This is a genomic window from Sulfitobacter sp. S223 (assembly GCF_025143825.1).
Lineage (GTDB): Bacteria > Pseudomonadota > Alphaproteobacteria > Rhodobacterales > Rhodobacteraceae > Sulfitobacter.
Genome location: NZ_CP083560.1, coordinates 2964854 through 2987898 on the forward strand (window position 1 = coordinate 2964854; position 23045 = coordinate 2987898).

Consider the following 23045-nt stretch of genomic DNA (forward strand, 5'->3'; position numbering starts at 1 on the left):
CGGATTTCATGCGCGCTCCCTTAATACTTGCTCTTGATACCGCCGCCGCACATTGTGCCGTGGCGGTTATTGCTGGCGATGACGTGTTGGCAAGCCGACAAGAACCGATGGCCAAAGGTCAGGCCGAGCGGCTGCTTGTGCTTGCCGAAGAACTGCTGGCCGAAGCAGGCGTGCAGATGCATCAGCTTGACGCCATCGGCGTGGGCATAGGGCCGGGAAATTTCACGGGCATTCGCATCGCAGTATCCGCCGCGCGTGGTCTGGCGCTTGCGCTCAACATCCCGGCGGTGGGCGTCAGCGCGTTTGACGCTTTGCGCCTTGGATCGCATGGTCCAGCAATCTGCACTGTCGATGCACGCCGGGAAACGGTTTTTGCCCAAGGCTATGAGACCGACACGTTGGCCTCACCCGCATTGGTCCACTTCGCGGACCTACCGTCAGACGTGCCTGTGATTGGCGCAAACGGCGCAAACCCCTCGCTTCCTGTGGCAGTCGCGATCGCCAGGATCACTGCAACGCGATTTGCGCAAACCACTGACGCGCCTGCGCCGCTTTATCTGCGCGCCGCAGATGCCGCCCCTGCGCGCGACGCACCACCGCAGATCGTCCCGTGACGCCAGAACGCATGGCGCAGATCCATGCGGCTGCCTTTGTGCACGACCGTGGCTGGAGCAGAAATGAATTTGCGGCTCTTGCCGCCCAGCCCCATACTGATGTGATTTTCAGGCCGGACGGATTCGCGCTCACGCGAACGCTCGCCGGAGAATCAGAGCTTTTGACCCTTGCGGTGTCGCCAGACCATCAACGTCACGGTATTGCGCACAGTCTTTTGGCTGAGTGGATTTCAGCAGCAAGCCAGCACGCAGACGTCGCTTTTCTAGAGGTCGCCGCTGACAATTTTGGCGCGCTAACACTTTATCAAAAAAGCGGTTTTACGCGTAGCGGCCTGCGAAAAGCCTACTATGCGCGCGCAGGCGGCCCCGCAGCAGACGCTGTGCTAATGACAAAGGCGCTTACGCGAGGTTAATACATGCCCGAAGCGCGTCCAGCACCAGAATCCGGTTGACCCTGCCCCCATCCGCGCCGAAACTTTACCGCAGCGGCGCGCAAGCGTGCAATAACGGGCAGCAGAGCCAATTAAATGGCCCCGGCCCCACCAACAAAAACTGGGAGACATCTATGACCCTTATGACAAAATTCCTCGGCGCAGTCGCTGCGACCGCGCTGAGCGCCGGTGCAGCATTGGCCGAACCGGCCCTGATCTTTGACCTTGGCGGCAAGTTCGACAAATCCTTCAACGAGGCAGCCTACTCTGGTGCGCAGCGTTGGGCGGAAGAATCCGGTGAAGCATACCGCGAGATCGAGCTTCAGTCCGAAGCACAGCGTGAGCAGGCCCTGCGCCGCTTTGCTGAATCGGGTGCGAACCCAATCATCACCATGGGCTTTGCGATGGCAGATCCGCTGTCGACTGTTGCGCCTGACTATCCGGACACAAAGTTCGTCGCCATCGACGTGACATGGCTGGAAGCGCCAAACATCCGCCAGATCGGCTTTGCCGAACATGAAGGTTCGTATCTGGTTGGTATGCTTGCCGGCATGGCCACAAAAAGCGGCACAGTCGGATTTATCGGCGGCATGGATATCCCGCTGATCCGTCACTTTGGCTGCGGCTACGCCCAAGGCGTCAAGGCTGCCAATCCAGACGCCACAGTTGTTGCCAACATGACAGGCAGCACGCCTGCCGCTTGGAATGACCCGGTAAAAGGCTCCGAGCTGACGACCGCCCAGATCTCTCAGGGTGCCGATGTGGTGTTCGCGGCTGCGGGCGGTACAGGCGTTGGCGTCCTGCAAACGGCTGCCGATAGCAACATCCTGTCCATCGGTGTAGACAGCAACCAGAACCACCTGCACCCGGGCAAAGTGCTGACTTCCATGCTCAAGCGTGTGGATGTTGCGGTTTATGACGCGCTGAAAGCAGGCACCGATGTGGAAACAGGCGTTTTCACTCTTGGCCTTGCCGAAGATGGTGTTGGCTACGCTCTGGATGAAAACAACGCCTCGCTGATCTCGGAAGAGATGAAAGCGGCCGTTGATGAAGCGCGCGCGAAAATCATCGCAGGTGATGTGGAAGTAACTTCCTATTACGCCAACGACAGCTGCCCAGCGCTCGACTTCTAAGCTGCGGACACACTAACTTGGGGGCCGCGTTGACATTTCAACGCGGCCCTATTCAATTAACCCCAGACTTTCGGCCTCGCCGCCACCCGGTGTGAAGGACAGCCCTTATGACCAACGCTCCTGCGATTGAACTCAAAGGCATTTCAAAAGCCTTCGGCCCCGTGCAGGCCAACAAGGATATTTCAATCCGCGTAATGCCCGGAACGATTCATGGCATCATCGGCGAAAACGGCGCGGGCAAATCAACGCTCATGTCTATTCTCTACGGCTTTTACAAAGCCGATAAGGGAGAGATATTTGTGAGTGGTCAGAAGGCCAATATCACCGACAGTCAGGCCGCGATTGCCGCCGGTATCGGCATGGTTTTCCAACATTTCAAATTGGTGGAAAATTTCACTGTTCTGGAAAATATCATTCTGGGTGCAGAAGATGGCCGGCTCCTCAAGCCGTCGATTGCCAAAGCCCGTCGCACCCTTCTTGAGCTGGCTGATGACTACGGTCTTAACGTTGAACCGGATGCGCTGGTTCAAGACATTGGCGTAGGCATGCAACAACGCGTTGAGATCCTGAAGGCGCTCTACCGTCAGGCCGACATTCTTATTCTGGACGAGCCGACGGGCGTGCTGACACCAGCTGAAGCCGATCAGCTATTCCGCATTCTGGGCCGTCTGCGCGAAGAGGGTAAAACAATTATCCTAATCACCCATAAACTGCGCGAGATCATGGAGATCACCGACACTGTCAGCGTGATGCGCCGTGGCGAGATGACGGCAACCGTAAAGACGTCAGAGACCTCGCCCGCCGAACTGGCTGAGCTGATGGTTGGCAGGAAGGTTCTGCTGCGGGTGGACAAGACCCCGGCAACCCCGGGAGATGTTGTGCTGGAAGTCAAAGACCTGCACGTGCGCGACGACAAAGGTGTGGAGCGGCTAAAGGGGATCAACCTATCGATCCGCGCCGGCGAAGTGCTGGGAATTGCGGGCGTTGCAGGCAACGGCCAGTCAGAACTGCTGGAGGTTCTGGGCGGCTATGCGGATGGCACCGGCAGCATCACTGTCAACGGCCAGCCGCTGGACCTCACGGGAAAATCCTCTGACGGGCAGTCGCGCCGCGCGCGGGGCATTGCGCATGTTCCAGAAGATCGCCAGCGCGAAGGACTGATCATGGACTTCTCCGCATGGGAAAACGTTGCCTTCGGCTATCACAACGATCCTGCGTTCCAATCCGGCATCCTGATGGACAACGCCGCCATCCGCGAGGACGCGGCTGGCAAGATGGAGCGTTTTGACGTGCGTCCCCCCGATCCGAAACTGGCCGCCAAAAACTTTTCCGGCGGGAACCAGCAAAAGATCGTATTGGCCCGCGAGATCGAACGGAATCCCGATCTGCTGCTCATTGGCCAGCCGACCCGTGGTGTCGACATTGGCGCAATCGAATTCATTCACGAACAGATCATCGCCCTGCGCGATAAAGGCAAAGCGGTGCTGCTGGTCTCGGTTGAGCTGGAAGAGATCATGGCGCTCAGCGACCGCATCGCTGTAATGTTTGACGGTCAGATCATGGGGGAACGTTTACCCACGGAAACTGACGAAAAAGAACTGGGTCTGCTCATGGCAGGCATCACCGACACGCAAAAGCCGCACACAGTGGAGGAGGTTCAGGCGAGCCTTGCCCATGTCGGCGAAGGGAGCGCCTGAGCAATGGATGTGATGCCAAAATGGGCCGAGGTGATCCTTGTGCCGCTGATTTCTCTTTTGCTGGCGGCGTTGCTATCGGCGCTTGTGATCCTCGCGATTGGCGAAGACCCCATTGCGGCGGTCAAGCTCATGGTGACAGGCGCGCTCGGATCAAGTTATGGCTGGGGGTATACCCTCTATTACGCCACGAATTTCATGTTCACCGGATTAGCTGTAGCCGTGGCTTTCCACGCACGTTTGTTCAACATCGGCGGTGAAGGGCAAGCGGCACTTGGTGGTTTGGGTGTGGCACTCGCCTGTCTGTACATTCCTTGGCCGCACTGGTCTTTGGCGTTGATCGGCGCTGCGGTTGCTGCGGGTCTTTTCGGGGCGGCATGGGCTGCAATTCCTGCGTGGCTTCAAGCGAAACGCGGCAGCCATATCGTTATCACGACGATCATGTTCAACTTCATCGCGGCGTCATTGCTAAACTATGTGCTGGTCAACGTCCTGCGCCCCAAAGGGTCAATGGACCCCGCCACGGCGCGCTTCTCGGAAACGGTCCACCTGCCCACCCTGCATGAAATGCTGGCGCCTTTCGGCATCGCATTTTCCAAATCTGCACCGGCAAACGTGTCGCTGATCGTCGCTGTTCTGGCCTGTGTTTTCGTCTGGTTCCTGATCTGGCGCACCCGGTTGGGATATGAAATCCGTTCCTTCGGGTTCTCTGAATCAGCTGCGCGCTATGCTGGCATGCCGCCGGTGAAGATCATCATGGTCACCATGATGATTTCGGGCGCGCTGGCGGGGATGATGGCCATCAACAATGTGATGGGCGAAGCCGAACGTCTGGTTCTCAACTCTGTGGAAGGTGCCGGCTTTATCGGTATCGCCGTTGCTTTGATGGGCCGCTCTCATCCTTTGGGCGTGTTTTTCGCAGCGATCCTGTTCGGGTTTCTGTATCAGGGCGGTGCCGAACTGGCGCTTTGGACATCTATCCCGCGTGAGCTGATCGTGGTCATTCAAGCACTGGTGATCCTTTTCACCGGCGCGCTCGACAATATGGTGCGTATGCCGTTGGAACGCCTGTTCCTTGCTCTGCGCAAGAAGGAGGCCTGAGCCTTGGATTATCTCACCCTCCTCCAGCTTCTCGACTCAACCGTGCGGCTTGCCACGCCGCTGCTTCTGGCATGTCTCGCCGGTCTCTATTCCGAAAGAGCAGGCATTTTCGATATCGGGCTTGAAGGCAAGATGCTGGCGGCAGCATTTTTCTCTGCCGCGATCGCAGCCATGACGGGCTCTGTCTGGATCGGGCTATTGGCCGGTATTGCAGCATCTCTGGCGCTGAGCGCAATCCATGGCATCGCTTCCATCACCTTCCGCGGCAACCAATTGATTTCCGGTGTGGCGATCAACTTCCTTGCCGCTGGCCTGACAGTTCTCATCGCACAGGCATGGTTCAAACAGGGTGGGCGCACGCCCTCCTTGATCGGTAAAGGCAGGTTTGAGCCTATCACCCTGCCATTTGCAGACGCATTGCGCGACGTTCCGGTGATCGGCCCGCTTTATTTTGAACTGATCTCTGGCCATTCGATCCTTGTTTATGTCGCCTTTGCCGCGGTCCCCTTCACGTGGTGGCTGTTATTCCGCACACGGTTCGGCCTACGCTTACGTGCAGTGGGTGAGAACCCCGCTGCTGTCGATACCGCAGGTGTATCAGTGGTGGGGCTGAGGTTTGCCGCTGTGGGCATTTGCGGCATCCTTTGCGGGATTGCCGGCGCATACCTCAGCACAGCGTTGCAGGCTGGCTTTGTCAAAGACATGGCCGCCGGACGGGGCTTCATTGCGCTTGCTGCTTTGATCTTTGCCAAATGGCGTCCATGGCACGCGCTTTATGCGACATTGCTCTTCGGTATGTTCGGTGCCCTTGAAACGCGACCCGATGTCATCGAAGCGCTGATCGGCATGAAGGTACAAGGCCAACTGCTTGCCGCCTTGCCCTATGTTATGACCGTGATCATTCTAGCTGGCTTTGTCGGCAAAGCCATTCCGCCCCGCGCAGGAGGTGAACCCTATGTCAAAGAGCGATAAGGCCAGATCACGACAAGTGATAAGACCTCGACAGTTGTGCAACGTTTCGATCATTGATTTAACTGACAGCGAGGCCTAAGGACGAGCCATGCAAATATACCTTCCCATCGCCGAAGTGTCGGTTAATGCCTTCCTCTTGTTGGGGCTCGGTGGGATTGTGGGCATCTTGTCAGGTATGTTTGGTGTGGGCGGCGGTTTCTTGATGACGCCGCTCTTGTTCTTTATCGGCATTCCACCCGCCGTTGCTGTTGCCACCGAAGCAAACCAGATCGTTGCGTCCTCATTCTCCGGCGTGCTTGCACATTTTAAGAGGAAGACGGTGGATCTGAGGATGGGTACAGTGCTGCTGATCGGCGGCCTGTTCGGTGCGGCCCTCGGTGTGATGGTATTTAACTACCTCAAAGCGCAGGGTCAGGTCGATCTGCTGGTCAAGCTTTGCTACGTTGTCTTCCTGGGTGTGATCGGCGGGCTGATGTTCTTCGAAAGCCTGAACGCGATCCGCAACGTGAAGAAAGGCAAAGCGCCCAAGCGCAAGAAACACAACTGGATTCACGGTCTACCTCTCAAGATGCGCTTTCGCGTATCGGGGCTGTATATCTCTGTCATCCCGCCGCTGATTGTGGGGGTCGCCGTTGGTATCCTTGCTGCAATTATGGGTGTCGGGGGTGGCTTTATCATGGTGCCTGCCATGATTTACCTATTGGGCATGCCGACTAAGGTTGTGGTAGGAACATCCTTGTTCCAGATCATCTTTGTGACCGCTTTCACCACCATGCTACACGCGACGACGAACTACACCGTCGATATCGTGTTGGCGGTTCTGCTGCTTTTGGGCGGTGTGGTTGGCGCTCAGATAGGGACCCGCATTGGTGTTAAAATGAAGGCCGAGCAACTGCGCATCCTGCTGGCCCTTATGGTCCTTATCGTCTGCGGCAAGCTTGCCCTTGAACTGCTGCTTGAACCAGCCGAGCTTTATACAATTGCGGCGGGGGGCCACTGATGCGCTCTCTCATCGCGGCTCTTTGTCTGTCACTCGCCAGCCTTCCGGCGATGGCCGAAGTGGTTGTGCTAGGGCTGAGCAGTGACACTGTCTCAATCAACACCAACTTTGATGGCTCCGAGATCCTGATTTTTGGTGCGGTCAAGCGTGAAGCCCCTATTCCGGCGGAGCCGCCGCTGGAGGTTATTGTCACAGTGGCCGGACCGTCCGAGACGAAAACTGTTCGCCGCAAAGAAAAGCGCTTTGGCATTTGGGTGAATACGGACGCGGTGGAGATCGACAGCGCGCCCAGCTTCTATGCCGTATCGACCAGTGCCCCCCTGAATGAGGCGCTTAGCTTTACCGAGGATGTGCGCCACAAAATCTCGATTCCCCGTGCGATCCGCTCGGTAGGAGCGCCTGCCAGCATCGCAGACAGCGAGACATTTACCCAAGCGCTGATCCGCATCAAATCAAAGTCTAACCAGTACCAGCTGAACCAAAGCACCATTAGTGTGGATGAAGAAACCTTGTTTCGGACCGCCATTGCCCTGCCAGCCGCGCTGACCGAAGGCGATTACAAGACACGAATTTTTCTCACTCGTGGCGGCAACGTCGTCTCGCAATATGAGACAAGCATTTATGTGCGCAAAGTCGGGCTGGAGCGTTGGCTGTTCACCATTAGCCGCGAACAGTCCTTCTTTTACGGGCTGCTCTCCTTGGCGATTGCCATCGCGGCCGGCTGGGGGGCATCAGCCGTCTTCGGCCTTCTGCGCCGCTAGCCTCTTCCCAGATAGGGCATCTTAGTCGCCATCACGGTCATAAAGGGAACATTCGCGCCAAGCGGTAATTCGGCCATATGCAGAACCGACTGCGCTGCGTGCCGGACATCCATCGTGTGCATATCCGGGTTCGCGGCCTTCAACCCCGCGACAAGCTCGCTTTCAGCATTCCCAATATCGATCTGGCCCGCAGTGATATCAAACGGCCGCCCGTCTAGTGCCAGCGACTTTGTCAGCCCGGTGATTGCGTGTTTGGTGGTGGTATAGCAGACCGAATTCTCGCGCGGCGTATGTGCAGAGATTGAGCCGTTGTTGATGATCCTACCGCCGCGCCCTTGCGCGCGCATCGCCCCAAAGGCCAGCCGTGCTGCGATGAACATCCCGTTGAGATTAACCGCCAAGACCTGCGCCCAGTCTTCCAGCGCGACTTCATCTATCGGTGCTGACGGGCCGAAGATACCCGCGTTGTTGAACAGCACATCCACTTCGCCGAACCGCGCGAATGCATCGGCCATCGCGGAGGCGTTCGTTACATCAGCAGGTAAAACGACCGCCATCTCGCGGCCATCAGCAACCTCTTGCAATTGTGCTTCTCGGCGTGCGATCAGGCCGACCCGCCAGCCGTTTTCAAGAAACGCCTCTGCAGTGGCGCGCCCGATGCCCGAACTTGCGCCTGTGACGATGACAGATTTCATCCGTACTCCTCTTCAGTGGGGTCAAGCGTGAGCGCGGCAACCGGTGCTGCACGCAGATCATCAACGGTCAGTGCATAGGATGGTTTGGATAGCCGGTTCCGGACCACCCAGATCAAGCGTTCTTGTGCGCGGGTGATGGCAACATAGGCCAGCCGCTTCCAGAGCGGTTGGCCCGCTTCCATTCGGCCCATACGCGCGGCAGCATAAAGGTCAGGTGCAAAAACTTGCACTGTGTCCCACTGGCTGCCCTGTGCTTTGTGTATGGTGACTGCCGCGCCATGCAGAAATGTCGCCCCCATGCGCGCGGCAAAGGGGATAAATGGCTCTTCCTCGTCGGGCTTTTCGATTTTCACAATGCTGGCTGCGCTTACCTGCGGGTCTTCGGCCCCCATGACGTGCAGACGCGAGAACCCCGGCTTTCGCCCTGCCCCAAGATAGACAACCTGCGCGCCCTTGATCAGGCCTCGCGCTTCAAGGTCCAACCGTTTCTTGCGATGTTTCAAAGGCAATTCAATCCCGTCACAAATCAGCGGCTCCCCCTCTACCAGCGCATCCTCTGGCGCACCATGGACGTTGCGGAATGCGTTGATCAGCCGGATACGCGTGGCGTTGCGCCAGACCAGCACAGGGCTGCGCGCCATCAAATCCACCTCTACGCGCTGGCCCCAGACGACGCGGTCATCGTGCTTGGATGCGTCTTCGACCATTCGCTCGAACTGTTCAAAACCGATATCGGGGTCCGCCAACGCATGAGCAAGATCCAGAATCGGGTTGTCCGCTTCCTGCCGGAAGATCCGGTTCAGATTCATCACGCGTTTTTCTGGCAATTTCTCAAATACCATCGTGCCGGACTGCCCCACGGGCGCAAGCTGGGCAGGGTCACCGAACAGGAGCAGAGTCGGGAAGATTTCTTTGAGGTCTTCGAACTGTTTGTCATCCAGCATCGAGGATTCATCCACAAACCCGATATCCAAAGGTTCCTCGCGGCGCTTCCATCCGGTGATGAAATCACTGCCGCGCAAACCGGCCGCTGCCAGCGCACCGGGGATGGATTTGTTACCTTGATAAAAGGCTTCTGCGCGGTCTAGCGCGATATCGGTAAGCCCTTCTACATCTACGGGACGCTCTCCGTTTCCTGCTAACCATTCTGCAATCCGCTCATATTCGGGATCATAGACCGGCGTGTACAGAATTCGGTGAATCGTGGTGGCAGGCACGCCGCGCAAACGCAGCACGCTTGCCGCTTTGTTCGTGGGTGCAAGGATCGCGAGCGTGCGTTTGTCTTTGCGCTTCTTACCTTCATAATCGCCTGACACGATATCGACACCCGCCTGCTCCAAGGCGCGGTAGAGTTCGGCCAGCAGCAAAGTCTTGCCAGACCCCGCCTTACCAGTCACAGCCATAACTTGCGCTTTGCCGCCTTTGGGCGGCATCAGCAGATCATCTTCAAGACTGATGCCAGCTGATTTCAGCATGGCACAGACGGCATCATGGGCGGCGGCCTGATCGTCAGAGTAGATGAGGTCTTTGGAGATATCTTTGGTCATGGGCAGACATTAGGCCCATGACCCGACAGGGGCCAGTGCCGTTCAAGCGCTTACCGCAAATTCCATCTGTGGTGCGTAGCCAAAAGAACGCTCAAACCATTCGCGGCTACGTGCTGGTGGTATGCCTGCACGGCTAGCGACCCTTTTCTGAGCCTCGGCCTCAAACTCCCACAAACCTACGCTGATCTGTTCGCGGCCCTCACCGATGCTGCCCAGAATCTCTGGCGAAGAACCAACGCGGCTGTAAATCCGAACCATACGGGCGTCAAACACGCCGACAAAGTGGCGCACACCGAATCCTTTCATCAATTCGCCACCGCCCAGCATCAGGGCTGCCGCGACATTCGGGCCCTGCCCAGGCGACATGCAGAACCGCGTACATTCCCAAATCAAAGGGCTGCGGACCGGCGCATCAATAAGGTGGCCAAAGTGGTCATTGACCATGACCGGTCCCGTCGTCGGCAAAAACCGGGTTGAACCACCGTGCCCCCCTTCGGGCGTTTCCCAAATGACATACAGCGGGTTTAGGTCATCATATTCGTCTCGCTCATGGCCGCGGGCATCAACCTTGACATCCCAGCCCAGTCGCGTGCGGAATTGGTCGGCCCGGTGAATGAACATTTCATTGGCAAGACGCGGATAATTTTTTAAGTCGTCAGCATATAAATAGCGCAGCATTTTTCAGTCCCCAGATGATAATTACTTGTCTGGAGATATTAGTTAACGGCCGCTTAAAAATGCGTTAACGGCTAGAGCGTTAGCTCGAATACACGCGCCAGAGTGGTTTATTATAAGGGTTCAAACGACGATCAAACCACGGCTGATCGCGCGTGCGACTGCATGAGTTGTGTTGACAGCCCCCAGTTTAAAACGTGCGCTTTCGATATACACACGCAGGGTATGTTCGGAAATTGAAAGCGTATCAGCAACCTGCGCGCGGCTATATCCGGCCGCCAAAAGCGTCATGGCGTCAACCTCACGGGGGGAAAGTGCCTGCTTTTGTTCGGGCTTACGACCCGGCTCAAGGTCGAGTGCTTTCTCGTTGAAGAAGTGGGCGATGAGTATGAGCTGGCTCCGGTTTTCTTCGGTAAAATCCGCCCAAGTTTCGTCATCGCAACTGTGGTTGACGGTAAATAATGCGAACTGGCCGTTCGGGCCACGCACAGGAACGGAAAATCCCTGATTGCCGACCCCGAATTCTGCAGCGACCTTCGAGAATTCCCTCGCGGCGCGGCTCGACCAATCCAACCGCTTCCAATCAACGGGGTGGAACCGCTGATAGCATCCGATAACAACTGGATCCACGCGCAGGTAGTTTTCTTCAAGGTATTTTTGTTGCCATTCGTCAGAGTATGTACCGCACCCGTACTGATCACCTTTTGAGTCCACCCAATGATAGACCAAATGATTGATTCCAAAGTGCTCTCTCAGCGCCTCTACAGCACGCTGCATACCATCAAGAGACTCCGCCTGCTCCAAGGTTGACAGTATGTAGTCCAGTCGGCTCGTTGTTTCGGCCATGCTCTTGCTTCGCTGACCTCTCATTTCTTGCATTGCACTCAGCGACAGCCACCAATGCAGTATCGTCAAGCTGTTCTGCAAGTAACGGCAGATCATTCGACGCCGCGAAACTCCTCAAATCGGCAAGAACATCCAATATCCAGTCATTCCGCATCTCGATTTTCCTCACAAATAGTTAACAAAAGGTTAACATGATATTAACACGTCCTAAGGTTGCATTCCTATTCACGTATTCCCACTCCCCAATAATAGCGGGTGCCGGGTTTCTATCGCTTTGATCGCATTAAACTGGTTTCAGAAACGTAAACGCCCCGCAGTCACCGATGGCGATCTACGGGGCGTTAATTCTTAGCTCAGTGGCCGAAGTTATTTGCGCGCGTCCAGCGCATCTTCGAGGGTGCGCAGCCCTGTAATGGGCGCTTGAACCAGCACTGACATGTTGCCTGGTTTATGCTCGTTGCGCAGCATCTTCATGTGCGCCTCGGGCAGATCGTTCCACGCAAAGACTTCGGACATGCACGGATCCAGACGACGCTCCATCATCAGCTTGTTGGCAGCTGATGCCTGCTTGAGGTGGGCGAAGTGGCTGCCTTGCAGGCGCTTCTGATGCATCCACATATAGCGGACGTCAAAGGTACAGTTGAACCCGCTGGTGCCCGCGCAGATCACAACCATGCCGCCTTTTTTGACCACAAGTGTCGAGACAGGGAAGGTGCTTTCGCCGGGGTGTTCGAACACCATATCAACGCTGACGCCTTTGCCCGTGATCTCCCAGATCGCCTTGCCAAATTTGCGCGCTTCTTTCAGCCAATCGTTATACTCGGGTGTGTTCACCGTGGGCATTTGCCCCCAGCAATTGAAATCCTTGCGGTTCAGAACACCTTTTGCGCCCAGATCCATCACAAACTGGCGCTTGCTTTCATCCGAGATCACGCCGATCGCGTTGGCGCCTGCCGTGTTGATCAGCTGGATCGCATAGGAACCAAGGCCACCGGAAGCGCCCCAAACCAGAACGTTCTGACCGGGCTTGAGGTCATGTGGCTCATGGCCGAACAGCATACGGTACGCTGTGGCAAGCGTCAGCGTGTAGCACGCGCTTTCTTCCCACGTCAGGTGTTTCGGCCGCGGCATCAGCTGCTGGCTCTGTACCCGTGTGAACTGCGAGAATGACCCGTCGGGCGTCTCATAGCCCCAGATGCGCTGGGTAGGAGAGAACATCGGATCGCCGCCGTTGCACTCTTCGTCGTCACCGTCATCCTGGTTGCAGTGTACAACCACTTCGTCGCCGACTTTCCAGCGCGTGACGCGATCACCCACAGCCCACACGATACCAGCGGCATCGGAACCGGCGATGTGATAGGGCTGCTTGTGCCCGTCGAAAGGGCTGATCGGCGTGCCAAGAGCGGCCCAGACACCGTTATAGTTAACACCAGCGGCCATAACGAGAACAAGAACGTCCTGGCTATCGAGTTCTGGCACTTCAACTACTTCTTCAAGCATTGCAGTGTTTGGTTCGCCGTGGCGTTCACGGCGGATTGCCCAAGCATACATTTGCTTTGGCACATATCCCATGGGTGGGATTTCACCCATTTCGTAAAGGTCTTTTTCCGGCGCTTCATACTGCGCGATTGTTGTGTCCAGTGCCATGTCGCCCTCCTGAGGAACTGATGGGTGCCGCAGTGCAGAATCGCGGCGTCATGAGACTGATTAAGACTCACCGCGAAACATTGCAACCTCTAGAGGGCTTGTTTTGTAATTTTATGACCCCGCAGGTGCAGAAAGTTGCTTTGCAGCCGCAGCATTAGCATCATTATGTCTCTCTCGCAGGTAATGCGCGATGGAATTAGCGTAAAATTTAACCGCATCTTCCTGTCCTGCCATGATTGACCAGACACCATCGCGCACCTCGACCAAGCCGTGTTGCTGCATATGCATACATGATCGCTTCACCTCTCGCGAAAGCGCATCTGTATCAACCGCGATGCTGCGCGCAGGAACACGCGCTATCAGCGTGGCAACCGCCGCCTCCAATTCCATCACGCCAAGCGGGCCTTTATCTGTAAGCGCAGTTGACACCAGCGGGACCCCAAGCACTGGCATCACCGTCTCAATCCGCTTCATCAATTCAGCTGACAGACCTTCGACGTTTTCGGCCTTTCCGAAACCCCGCAAGCTGATCGGATCACCGAAGGCGACAGCCGCGGTCCCGAAACGGGTGTCGTGCCCACGCAGCCGTTGCCAGAACTTGCGCAGAATAAACTTCACCACAACAGAAATACGCGCTCCAAAGCGACGATCCCCGCGGGCGTGCGCGGCAATCAACACGCGGTCTTCCAGCACACGGTCATAATTGATGGCCACCGGTACAAACACCAGATCACGCTCCCCTTCAGGATCAAAGCCGTCGACCAGATAGCTGAGCAACCCTACTTTAGGCGGTTGCAGCGCACCGGTCAGGCTTAGCCCGCCCTCTGGATAGAACGCCTGGGTGTCGCCACCATTTGTGGCCATTTGCACGTAGCGTGAAAGCACCTTGCGGTAGAGCGCCCCGCCAGAGCGTCGGCGAATAAAATACGCACCCCAAAGCCGTATAAGTGAAGACAACGGCCAGACCCGCGCCCATTCCCCCACCGCATAACTCAGTGTTGATGTCTTGGAGGTCAGATAGGTGACCAGCACATAATCCATGTTGCTGCGGTGGTTCATTACGAACACTGCCGTTGAATTATCGGGGATATTGGCAAAAACCACGTCGTTCTGTGGCGCAGTGCGGATGCGGTATACTGATTCAGCCAATATCTTGGCCACCCGCATAGCAAAGCTGAAATAGGCGAAAGCTGAAAAGCTCGGGACGATCTCGCGGGCGTATTCCTGTGCTTTCTGAAAGGCCACCGCTTCGGGCACCTCGTTTTCTTCGGCATAGACTGCGATCTCTCGGCTGACTTCGGGATCATAGATCAGGCGCTGGATCATGTCGTGTCGCCGCGCCAGTTTGAAGGGCTGGATCGGCCTTTTGAGGCGCTGGTTCAGGCGCGCCACCGCACGTTCAAACCTGCGCCGGAAAAACCAGCGCACAGATGGAAGCAGGAAATGGCTCAGCGCTGTTACAGCGGCAAAAAGCACGATCAGGACAAAAAGCCAAAGTGGAAGCTGTACAGTCTGCGTCATAGAACACACCCTTGCAGGCCCGATCCCTGTGGCGCAATAAAGAATTCATCTCGGACTGACACCTGATAGCCCAATTTGCGTCACGAAAGACACGTGCACGGGTGCGCGTTACGATATTTTGGTAGAGGCTTGGCGCAGCAAAACAACTTTGGCACGCAAGGTCACATTATATGTGATTACGCGCCTGATAGCCCTATCTGCCCCGCTGCTCTAGAAGTTTTACTGTTTGCTACAAATCGTTTGAGCAGCATAAACCTGCAATGCCGCAACGCAGCGAATTGACACTTGCAGAAAGTTTCTTATACCTAGCCTTGAACGCAAGAATGTTGCCAACCAGACTCAGAGAGGCCCGCCATGACCGATGCTCCCCAGAAAGACCGCCCTTGGCTCATCCGCACATATGCAGGTCACTCCACTGCCAAAGCCTCGAACGAGCTGTATCGCAACAATCTGGCCAAAGGTCAGACGGGCCTGTCGGTGGCGTTCGACCTGCCAACGCAGACCGGGTATGACAGTGACCACATTCTGAGCCGTGGCGAAGTTGGCAAGGTTGGTGTGCCGATCGGGCATTTGGGCGACATGCGCGCCTTGTTCAAAGATATCCCGCTGGAACAGATGAACACCTCTATGACGATCAACGCAACAGCGCCTTGGTTGTTGTCACTCTATATCGCGGTTGCCGAAGAACAGGGCGCTGACGTGTCCAAGTTGCAAGGCACCGTGCAGAACGACCTGATCAAAGAATACCTGTCGCGCGGCACGTATATTTGCCCTCCTGCCCCGTCACTGAAGATGATCGCGGACGTGGCGGAGTATTGCTATACCTCCGTGCCGAAGTGGAACCCGATGAACGTCTGCTCCTACCACCTGCAAGAAGCGGGTGCGACGCCGGAGCAAGAGCTGTCTTTTGCATTGGCAACAGCCACCGCCGTTCTGGACCAGCTTCGCCCCCGGGTGGCTGAAGAAGATTTCCCCGCCCTCGTTGGCCGTATCTCATTCTTTGTAAACGCCGGCATCCGCTTTGTGACAGAGATGTGCAAGATGCGGGCCTTTGTCGATCTGTGGGACGAGATTTGCGAAACGCGTTATGGCGTGACCGACCCCAAGTATCGCCGCTTCCGCTACGGGGTTCAGGTAAACTCCCTCGGCCTGACAGAACAGCAGCCCGAGAATAACGTCTACCGCATCCTGATCGAAATGCTTGCCGTGACGCTGAGTAAAAAGGCACGCGCCCGCGCCGTGCAGTTGCCTGCTTGGAACGAAGCGCTTGGCCTGCCGCGCCCATGGGACCAGCAGTGGTCCATGCGCATGCAACAAATCCTTGCGTATGAAACCGATCTTCTGGAATTCGACGATCTGTTTGACGGCAATCCCGCTGTCGATGCCAAAGTAGAAGAACTCAAGGCGGGCGCCCGCGCAGAGCTTGCCCATATCGATAGCATGGGCGGCGCGATTGACGGCATCGACTATATGAAATCACGGCTGGTTGAGAGCAATGCAGACCGTTTGGGCCGCATTGAAGCCGGTGAAACCATCGTTGTCGGCGTCAACAAATGGCAAAAAGGCGAACCATCGCCGCTTATGACAGGCGACGGTGGCATTATGGTCGTGGACCCTGCCGTAGAAGCCGAACAGATTAACAGCCTTGATGCATGGCGCGCCGCGCGTAACGAAGGCGAAGTGAAAGCCGCGCTAAAAGACCTGCGCGACGCTGCTGCCGAAGGGCGCAACATCATGCCCGCGTCTATCGTTGCCGCCAAGGCGGGCGTGACGACGGGCGAATGGGCCGCCGAGATGCGTGCCGTACATGGTGAATACCGTGGCCCCACAGGCGTGGGGACAGGCCGCTCGAACAAAACAGAAGGTCTGGATGATCTACGTGCCTCTGTTGACGCCGTGAGCGACCGTCTTGGCCGCCGCTTGAAGTTCCTTGTCGGCAAACCGGGTCTGGACGGCCATTCCAACGGTGCCGAACAGATTGCCGTGCGCGCGCGGGATTGCGGTATGGATATCTCGTATGAAGGTATTCGCCTCACCCCGTCGGAAATTGTTGCCGCTGCTCTGGCTGATGAAGCGCATGTTGTCGGGCTTTCTATTCTGTCGGGTTCTCACATTCCATTGGTCGAAGATTTGATGGCCCAAATGCGCGAAGCAGGCCTTGGTGCCACTCCTGTAATTGTGGGCGGTATTATTCCAGACGAGGATGCAAAACGTCTTTTGGCAATGGGTGTTTCGCGGGTCTACACGCCAAAAGACTTCGAATTAAACACCATTATGGCTGATATTGTTACGCTGGCCGATCCGGAAGCTGTTGCGGCTGAATAGGGAAGCGGAGCAAAATTAAGACTGCAATTCCCATTTGTTTGAGGTAAGGCCAAGCAAAGTTTAAGAGGAGTTCCTTCACATGTCCGCAAACCTTAAATCCATGACCCGCAAAGAGCTTGAAAAGCTCTTGGCTGATGTCAAGAAAGCGCTACAGACGGCCCAGTCACGTGACCGACGCGACGCGCGCAAGGCTGCTGAAAAAGCTGCTGCTGAATTTGGCTTCTCTCTCAATGAGTTGGGAGAAGACGCACCAGCAAAACAGAAAAAGGCGAAGGCCCCTAAGAAGGCAGTGAAAGCGTCCAAGCCGAAATACGCAGACCCTGCTGATGCGTCCCGCACATGGACTGGAAAAGGCCGTCAGCCTAATTGGTTTCGCGCAGCGGTGGAAAAAGGAATCGCCCCAAGCGATTTGGAGATTTAAAACCACTTCTCTTTTTGCGGGAAAGGGTAGCGGCAATTCGCTACCCTCGCGAGAAGCGCTATACGGCGAGCGCCGCGCGACCGAAAATAAATTTCCAGCGGCTGCCATCGTTCATCACAATTTCACCTCCTCCTGCGCGCGGTGTTTCGTAAGTAGCCGTGCCAATTCCGCTCAACCCATTTGAGCAGGTGACAGGAAAGGTAATTGTGCGGGATTGCGATGCGGGACGGTATCGGCCCTGACAGCTTGTCGTGCCGTTGGTTGCCTGAAACCAGCCGCCTTCCAGAAAGGTCGCCGTAGCGGAGCCTTTGAAAACCGTATTGCCCGGCCCCACGACCGCAACCGGATGGCTGACATCACAGGCCGACAGTCCCAATAGACCAATCGTAGCAAGCATACTCAATATACGCATGTTATTTCCTTCGCATTTGTTGCCCGGCAATCAAATGCTATTCGCTGGAATGTAGCGAGTATGGAATTCCACCATTGGAACTTGCCCCCATTGCACAGGGTAGGCATCTTGCACATCAAACTCACAGGAGAAACAGACATGACCGTTCATATTGGCGCCAAACCCGGCCAAATTGCTGAAACCGTATTAATGCCGGGTGACCCTTATCGTGCGCGCTGGGCAGCCGAGACATTTCTGGAAGGCGCAGAACTGGTCAACGAAGTGCGCGGCATGTTGGGATTTACGGGCACGTGGCGCGGTCACAGGGTGACGATTCAGGGCTCTGGTATGGGTATGCCTTCCCTATCCATCTATGCGAACGAGCTGATTTCAACCTATGACGCGCAAACCCTTATCCGCATTGGTTCCTGTGGCGGGATGCAGCCTCATGTTGGCATCCGTGATGTCATCATCGCGATGACCGCCAGCACAATCACTTCGCCTTCTTCCGGCATCCTGCGGGAGCTGAACTACGCCCCCTGCGCAAACTGGGAGCTCCTGCGGGCAGCCGTCGCTGCATCAGAGGCAAAGGGCACGAAAACACACGTTGGCGGGATTTACAGTTCAGACGTTTTCTATGCCGAGCGACCCGATCTAGACGAGCAAATGGTCCGTCACGGTATTCTTGCCGTCGAAATGGAAGCGGCCGAGCTTTACACATTGGCAGCGCGCCATAACCGGCGTGCGCTGGCGGTCCTGACAGTGTCCGACCATCTGCAAACTGGCGAAGCACTGCCTTCGGAAGACCGCGAGCGATCCTTTGGCGACATGGTGGAAATCGCCTTGGAAGCCGCATTCAACGAAGGCTAGGTCTATAGACGGGCGCTTAATTTCGCCCGTCTACACCAACAACGATACTGGTTCACGCGCCGTGGCTCCGATCGTAGCCATTGCGCGGTGGCGGGGACCAGTTTTTCAGGGCTGTTGGGCCGGGGGCAAACGTCTCAACCAGCAGCGGATGGCATTGCGCTGTGTCTGAGGAATGCACAGTGCTGCAATCCCCCCCCGGACAGGCACTTAGCGCCCCGAGCAAATCAATTTCAGCAAAGAACTCAAGGTAGTCGCCCGGACGTACGGGGCTCGCTTTCATAAAATACTGGCCAGTGTCGCGGGTGAAGCCTGTGCACATAAAGACGTTGAGAACATCGTGGATATGCGGCTCTGCCTGATCGCGCGGGATTTGCAGGTGATCGGCCAGCGCGCGCGTCAGGTTGGAATGGCAGCAATGGTGGTATTGCCCGCCGGAAAGCAGATTATGCGTGTAGGGGTCACAACGCGTACCGATCACATCATGCACCGAACCGCCGAATGCGTCCTTACCGTACCATTCAAGACTGTCGTGGGTGAGCGTGGCCATGGGCCGTATCGCGGGAAAGCTGGTCCACATCTGCTGTCCGCGTGTGATGTGCGTCCCATGCAGCGCACGGGTTTTGCCCGAGTAGAACCGCTCTGTCAGATCATTGGCATTCCACAGGTTCAAATCGCCAACCTGTGATCCTTCTACGCTGCTTATCCGGAAAAAATGACCGGCGGGTACGCGAAAGCAGGCCGCATCGCGCGCAGGTACGATGACCTCACCGGTTTTAGTGAGAGTGGCCCGCGCTGCATCAAGCATCTTCATATCGGGTTTTGGCAAGGTCTCTACGGGATAGCAGATGACCGGCGGGATGGCGCGGCGCGCATCGGCGTCGGACGGCGCGCTCATGCGTTTTGCCCCACGGTGCGGCCCGAGAACAGACAACCGCCCAAGAACGTTCCCTCCAGCGCATTGTAGCCGTGGTATCCGCCACCGCCAAAGCCACAGGCCTCGCCCGCGGCATAGAGACCTTCCAGCACCTCACCTTGCGGGGTCAGGACCCGACCCTGAATATCGGTATGAAGCCCCCCCAATGACTTGCGGGTGATCACGTTAAGGCGCACAGCGATCAACGGCCCATTGTCCGGATCAAGAATAGCATGCGGCTTTGCGGTCCGAATGAGCTTGTCTCCCTTATAGGTGCGCGCACCGTTTATCGCGGTGATCTGCGCATCTTTGCAAAAACGATTGCCAAGCTGCAAATCACGCGCGCGAATCTGGGATCGTATATGGTCAAGCTTTACCGGAGTCTGCGGGGTAAGCGCATTCATGCGGTCCACCAATGTCTCAAGATCATCCGCAACGATAAAGTCCGCCCCTTTTTCCTTGAACGCCTCTACTGCAGGGGTCGCCCCTTTGCCCAGACGCGCGCTGAGCACTTCGCGCCAGCCACCTTCGGTCAGGTCCGCGTTTTGCTCTGATCCCGAAAGGGCGAATTCCTTTTCGATGATCTTTTGGGTCAGGATGAACCAGCTGTGCTCTCCCACGCTTAGGATGCGTTTGAGTGTGCCTAGCGTATCGAATCCCGGCAGAAACGGAGCCTCCATCCTGTCGCCATTGGCGTCGAACCACATGGACGACGGACCGGGCAGCACGCGAATGCCATGGTTGGGCCAGATCGGATCCCAGTTTTGCAGCCCCTCGCAATAGTGCCACATGCGGTCTTCGTTGATCAGACCCGCACCTGCCTTTGCCGCGATGCCGTGCATGCGGCCGTCCACATAGTCTGGCACACCTGCCACCATCATCTTGGGTGCCTTGCCCAGTCGCGCGGGCCAATGTTTGCGCACCATGGTGTGGTTTCCGCCAATGCCCCCTGTGGTGATAACGACGGATTGCGCGCAATGCTCGAACGCGCCCACGACCTTGCGCGATGTTGATTTACCACGCGCCGCTGCGGTTTCTTCCAGCAGATCACCGCTGACGCCTTTGACGGCACCATTCTCTACAATCAGATTATTGGCACGGTGGCGAAAGCCAATCTTCAGCTTACCGTCCGCAGCATGGCGCACCATCAGCTCTGCAAAGGGTTTCACCACACCGGTGCCGGTTCCCCAAGTGATGTGGAACCGCGGCACGCTGTTCCCGTGCCCCCCAGCAAGAGCGCCCCCCCGTTCGGCCCATCCGACAACCGGAAACCAACGCATGCCAAGCCCATGCAGCCAGCTGCGCATATCACCAGCCGCGAATTCTACAAATTTCTCTGCCCAGAGGCGCGGATTGGCATCTTCTTCACGGTCGAACTGTGCCGATCCTTGCCAATCGCTCCACGCCAGTTCGGCGCTGTCCTTTATGCCAAGGCGGCGTTGTTCGGGACTGTCGACAAGGAACAATCCGCCAAGGGACCAGAACGCCTGCCCACCAAGGCTTTGCGGCCCCTCCTGATCCAGTAACAGCACACGGCGACCACGCAGGATCGCCTCATGGGCGGCAGTCATACCAGCAAGGCCAGCACCGATGATGATCACATCTGGTGTAAAGTCGCTCATGTTTTCCGTCCCTTTATGGTTTGGAAAAAGCTACACTCCCTACCTACGGTGTGTCGAGCCTGACGCAAGGTTCACAACGATGGTGCATCAAGACCCTTCTTGCAGCTTTGCGGCGGGCCTTTCGTCGCGGTAAAGGCCTCGGCACCGCAAGCCATGCAACGGTACATCCGCAGCGCGCCCTTGTTACCATTGCTATCAGCGCGCCAGCGGCAGCCCCGCACTGCGCGACCACGCCATGCAAGATAGGCGACAACGCCAAAAATGATCGGAGCGAGAATAAGAAGCATCAGGTGAACTGCACATCAATGGCCCACAGATGCGGACGCTGGCGCGAGCGCGCAAGGTAGGCTGCACCGTCGCCCCAACCGTGCCAACCGGCCTTCGGCTCATTCTCGATTTGCATCACATAATCCCATGTATCGTCTGAGCGCTTGTAGTCCCACCAGGGTTCAGATTGCACGGTAGCAGGCCATCCACCCATCTTGGTCTGCGCGAGGGTCGCACACCAGTCAAAGGCATAGACATCGTTATGCTCGGTATCAATCACATGTCCGGCAAGATCATGGTTGGCGTAGTCAGAACGTGTGTCCTCCCATTCCCCCAGCCGCGGCGAAAGAGGGCTCCCGTGGCGCGGAGCCTTCGGGATGGTCAGCCCGTCCAGCGAAGTGTAGCTGCGCAGCGCCCATGTTGCGGCGGGATCGGGTTTGCGCGTGTCGATGATCTCTGTTGGCGTAAAGGCATCCATGTCACGGATGAAAATCGTGATCAGCGCAAGATCTTGCAGCGCCTTCGGCACCACAGGCGCTGCTGTCAGGTTAATCTGACAAAGCGGCCACATCGCTGCGCCATTATGGACAGGCCAGACCTCTCCCTTGCGTTCAAGGCGCACGCTGCCGAACATCGTGGTGAAAGGATCAATATTGGCAGGTTTGTGAAAGACGACCGGTGCGCAAGGGCGCTCCAGCGCCTGCTTCAACTCTGCCTCGGACAAGGGCCCGTGTGGAACGGGCGGCGGCGCAGGATCGCGCGCGCCGCCCATCAGTTTCTTTAGCCAGCCAAACATCTGGGCGACTTAGACCGTACGCTCAACCATCAGCTTTTTGATCTGGCTGATCGCCAGCGCCGGGTTCAGGCCTTTGGGACATGTCTTGGCGCAGTTCATGATCGTGTGGCAACGGTAAAGCTTGAACGGGTCTTCCAGATCGTCCAGACGCTCGCCTGTGCCTTCATCGCGGCTGTCGATAATCCAGCGATACGCGTGCAGCAAAGCTGCGGGTCCAAGGTAGCGATCGCCGTTCCACCAGTAGCTGGGGCAGGAAGTGGAGCAGCAGGCGCACATGATACACTCATACAAACCATCAAGCTTGGTGCGGTCCTCGATGCTTTGCTTCCACTCTTTCACGGGGGCCGGTGTCTCTGTCTCAAGCCATGGCTTGATGGAGGCGTGCTGGGCATAAAAGTGGGTCAGATCAGGGATCAAATCCTTCACCACAGGCATGTGTGGCAGAGGATAGATTTTCACGACGCCTTTGACCTCGGCCATGCCGTAGGTACAGGCAAGGGTATTGATCCCGTCGATGTTCATCGCGCAAGAACCACAGATGCCTTCACGACAAGACCGGCGGAATGTCAGCGTCGGGTCGATTTCGTTCTTGATCTTGATGATCGCGTCCAGAACCATCGGGCCACAATCGTCCAGATCCACGAAATATGTATCCACCGACGGGTTTTTGCCATCGTCGGGGTTCCACCGATAAATGTGGAATTCCTTAAGGTTCTTGGCGCCTTCGGGCTTGGGCCATGTCTTGCCGCTGGTCATGCGGGAGTTCTTGGGGAGCGTCAGTTGTACCATGATGCTGTTCCTTC

The 23045-nt window shown here is 56.7% G+C and carries 23 protein-coding genes; 11 read left to right on the forward strand and 12 right to left on the reverse strand.

Annotated elements, in window-relative coordinates; translation table 11 throughout:
* The first annotated feature begins 8 nt into the window (after window positions 1-8).
* The 8 genes from tsaB to K3757_RS14225 all read left to right on the forward strand — a co-directional run bounded on the left by tsaB (window position 9) and on the right by K3757_RS14225 (window position 7706).
* On the forward strand, window positions 9-614 hold the full coding sequence (gene tsaB, locus K3757_RS14190; protein ID WP_259996423.1) for a tRNA (adenosine(37)-N6)-threonylcarbamoyltransferase complex dimerization subunit type 1 TsaB: 606 nt from the start codon (window positions 9-11) through the stop codon (window positions 612-614).
* Window positions 611-1027, forward strand: coding sequence for a GNAT family N-acetyltransferase (locus tag K3757_RS14195; RefSeq protein WP_259996424.1), 417 nt, complete (start codon window positions 611-613; stop codon window positions 1025-1027). Before tsaB ends, K3757_RS14195 begins: the two co-directional genes overlap by 4 nt.
* 152 nt (window positions 1028-1179) lie before the next feature.
* Window positions 1180-2178: a BMP family protein gene (locus K3757_RS14200; RefSeq protein ID WP_259996425.1), complete on the forward strand. Its 999-nt coding sequence runs from the start codon at window positions 1180-1182 to the stop codon at window positions 2176-2178.
* A 107-nt stretch (window positions 2179-2285) separates the two neighbouring features.
* A complete protein-coding gene (locus K3757_RS14205) occupies window positions 2286-3875 on the forward strand; it encodes an ABC transporter ATP-binding protein (protein ID WP_259996427.1) in 1590 nt (529 codons plus the stop codon).
* Window positions 3876-3878: 3 nt separating this feature from the next.
* Window positions 3879-4973, forward strand: coding sequence for an ABC transporter permease (locus tag K3757_RS14210; RefSeq protein ID WP_259996428.1), 1095 nt, complete (start codon window positions 3879-3881; stop codon window positions 4971-4973).
* A 3-nt stretch (window positions 4974-4976) separates the two neighbouring features.
* A complete protein-coding gene (locus tag K3757_RS14215) occupies window positions 4977-5945 on the forward strand; it encodes an ABC transporter permease (RefSeq protein WP_259996429.1) in 969 nt (322 codons plus the stop codon).
* Window positions 5946-6033: 88 nt separating this feature from the next.
* Complete coding sequence (locus K3757_RS14220) at window positions 6034-6945, forward strand: sulfite exporter TauE/SafE family protein (protein WP_259996430.1); 912 nt, start codon at window positions 6034-6036, stop codon at window positions 6943-6945.
* Window positions 6945-7706 (forward strand): TIGR02186 family protein, encoded by a 762-nt coding sequence (locus K3757_RS14225; RefSeq protein ID WP_259996431.1) that lies wholly within the window; start codon window positions 6945-6947, stop codon window positions 7704-7706. The genes K3757_RS14220 and K3757_RS14225 overlap by 1 nt, the downstream gene beginning before the upstream one ends.
* On the opposite strand, the gene K3757_RS14230 is transcribed toward K3757_RS14225, so the two are convergent.
* The 6 genes from K3757_RS14230 to K3757_RS14255 form a co-directional block, all read right to left on the reverse strand.
* Window positions 7703-8401, reverse strand: coding sequence for an SDR family oxidoreductase (locus tag K3757_RS14230; RefSeq protein ID WP_259996432.1), 699 nt, complete (start codon window positions 8399-8401; stop codon window positions 7703-7705). The two genes, K3757_RS14225 and K3757_RS14230, sit on opposite strands and share 4 nt — an antisense overlap.
* Window positions 8398-9948, reverse strand: coding sequence for an ATP-dependent RecD-like DNA helicase (locus tag K3757_RS14235; protein WP_259996433.1), 1551 nt, complete (start codon window positions 9946-9948; stop codon window positions 8398-8400). The genes K3757_RS14230 and K3757_RS14235 overlap by 4 nt, the downstream gene beginning before the upstream one ends.
* Window positions 9949-9990: 42 nt before the next feature.
* Window positions 9991-10626, reverse strand: coding sequence for an acyl-homoserine-lactone synthase (locus K3757_RS14240; protein ID WP_259996434.1), 636 nt, complete (start codon window positions 10624-10626; stop codon window positions 9991-9993).
* A gap of 120 nt (window positions 10627-10746) precedes the next feature.
* Window positions 10747-11469, reverse strand: coding sequence for an autoinducer binding domain-containing protein (locus K3757_RS14245; protein WP_259996436.1), 723 nt, complete (start codon window positions 11467-11469; stop codon window positions 10747-10749).
* Between the two features lie 366 nt (window positions 11470-11835).
* Window positions 11836-13116 carry a crotonyl-CoA carboxylase/reductase gene (gene ccrA / locus K3757_RS14250; protein ID WP_259996438.1) on the reverse strand — a complete coding sequence of 427 codons (1281 nt, stop codon included), beginning with the start codon at window positions 13114-13116 and terminating at the stop codon, window positions 11836-11838.
* 111 nt (window positions 13117-13227) lie between these two features.
* A complete protein-coding gene (locus K3757_RS14255; RefSeq protein ID WP_259996440.1) occupies window positions 13228-14637 on the reverse strand; it encodes a 1-acyl-sn-glycerol-3-phosphate acyltransferase in 1410 nt (469 codons plus the stop codon).
* A gap of 354 nt (window positions 14638-14991) precedes the next feature.
* Here K3757_RS14255 and K3757_RS14260 point away from each other — a divergent pair, with 354 nt between their 5' ends.
* Window positions 14992-16962: a protein meaA gene (locus tag K3757_RS14260; protein WP_259996442.1), complete on the forward strand. Its 1971-nt coding sequence runs from the start codon at window positions 14992-14994 to the stop codon at window positions 16960-16962.
* A gap of 79 nt (window positions 16963-17041) precedes the next feature.
* Window positions 17042-17383, forward strand: coding sequence for an H-NS histone family protein (locus K3757_RS14265; protein WP_259996443.1), 342 nt, complete (start codon window positions 17042-17044; stop codon window positions 17381-17383).
* Window positions 17384-17441: 58 nt separating this feature from the next.
* On the opposite strand, the gene K3757_RS14270 is transcribed toward K3757_RS14265, so the two are convergent.
* Window positions 17442-17795, reverse strand: a complete 354-nt coding sequence (locus K3757_RS14270; protein WP_259996444.1) for a hypothetical protein — start codon at window positions 17793-17795, stop codon at window positions 17442-17444.
* A 138-nt stretch (window positions 17796-17933) separates the two neighbouring features.
* On the opposite strand from K3757_RS14270, the gene deoD reads away from it, so the two are divergent.
* Window positions 17934-18644, forward strand: coding sequence for a purine-nucleoside phosphorylase (gene deoD, locus K3757_RS14275; RefSeq protein ID WP_259996445.1), 711 nt, complete (start codon window positions 17934-17936; stop codon window positions 18642-18644).
* A gap of 52 nt (window positions 18645-18696) precedes the next feature.
* Here deoD and K3757_RS14280 read toward each other — a convergent pair whose 3' ends face one another.
* The 5 genes from K3757_RS14280 to K3757_RS14300 all read right to left on the reverse strand — a co-directional run bounded on the left by K3757_RS14280 (window position 18697) and on the right by K3757_RS14300 (window position 23031).
* Window positions 18697-19539, reverse strand: a complete 843-nt coding sequence (locus K3757_RS14280) for a DUF1989 domain-containing protein (RefSeq protein ID WP_259996446.1) — start codon at window positions 19537-19539, stop codon at window positions 18697-18699.
* Window positions 19536-21179: an FAD-binding dehydrogenase gene (locus tag K3757_RS14285; protein ID WP_259996451.1), complete on the reverse strand. Its 1644-nt coding sequence runs from the start codon at window positions 21177-21179 to the stop codon at window positions 19536-19538. Before K3757_RS14285 ends, K3757_RS14280 begins: the two co-directional genes overlap by 4 nt.
* Before the next feature lie 71 nt (window positions 21180-21250).
* Entirely contained in the window at window positions 21251-21466 is a 216-nt protein-coding gene (locus K3757_RS14290; protein WP_259996453.1) for a hypothetical protein, read from the reverse strand.
* Window positions 21466-22242, reverse strand: a complete 777-nt coding sequence (locus tag K3757_RS14295) for a DUF1963 domain-containing protein (RefSeq protein WP_259996455.1) — start codon at window positions 22240-22242, stop codon at window positions 21466-21468. Before K3757_RS14295 ends, K3757_RS14290 begins: the two co-directional genes overlap by 1 nt.
* 9 nt (window positions 22243-22251) lie before the next feature.
* Window positions 22252-23031: a succinate dehydrogenase iron-sulfur subunit gene (locus tag K3757_RS14300; protein ID WP_259996457.1), complete on the reverse strand. Its 780-nt coding sequence runs from the start codon at window positions 23029-23031 to the stop codon at window positions 22252-22254.
* Window positions 23032-23045: the final 14 nt, after the last annotated feature.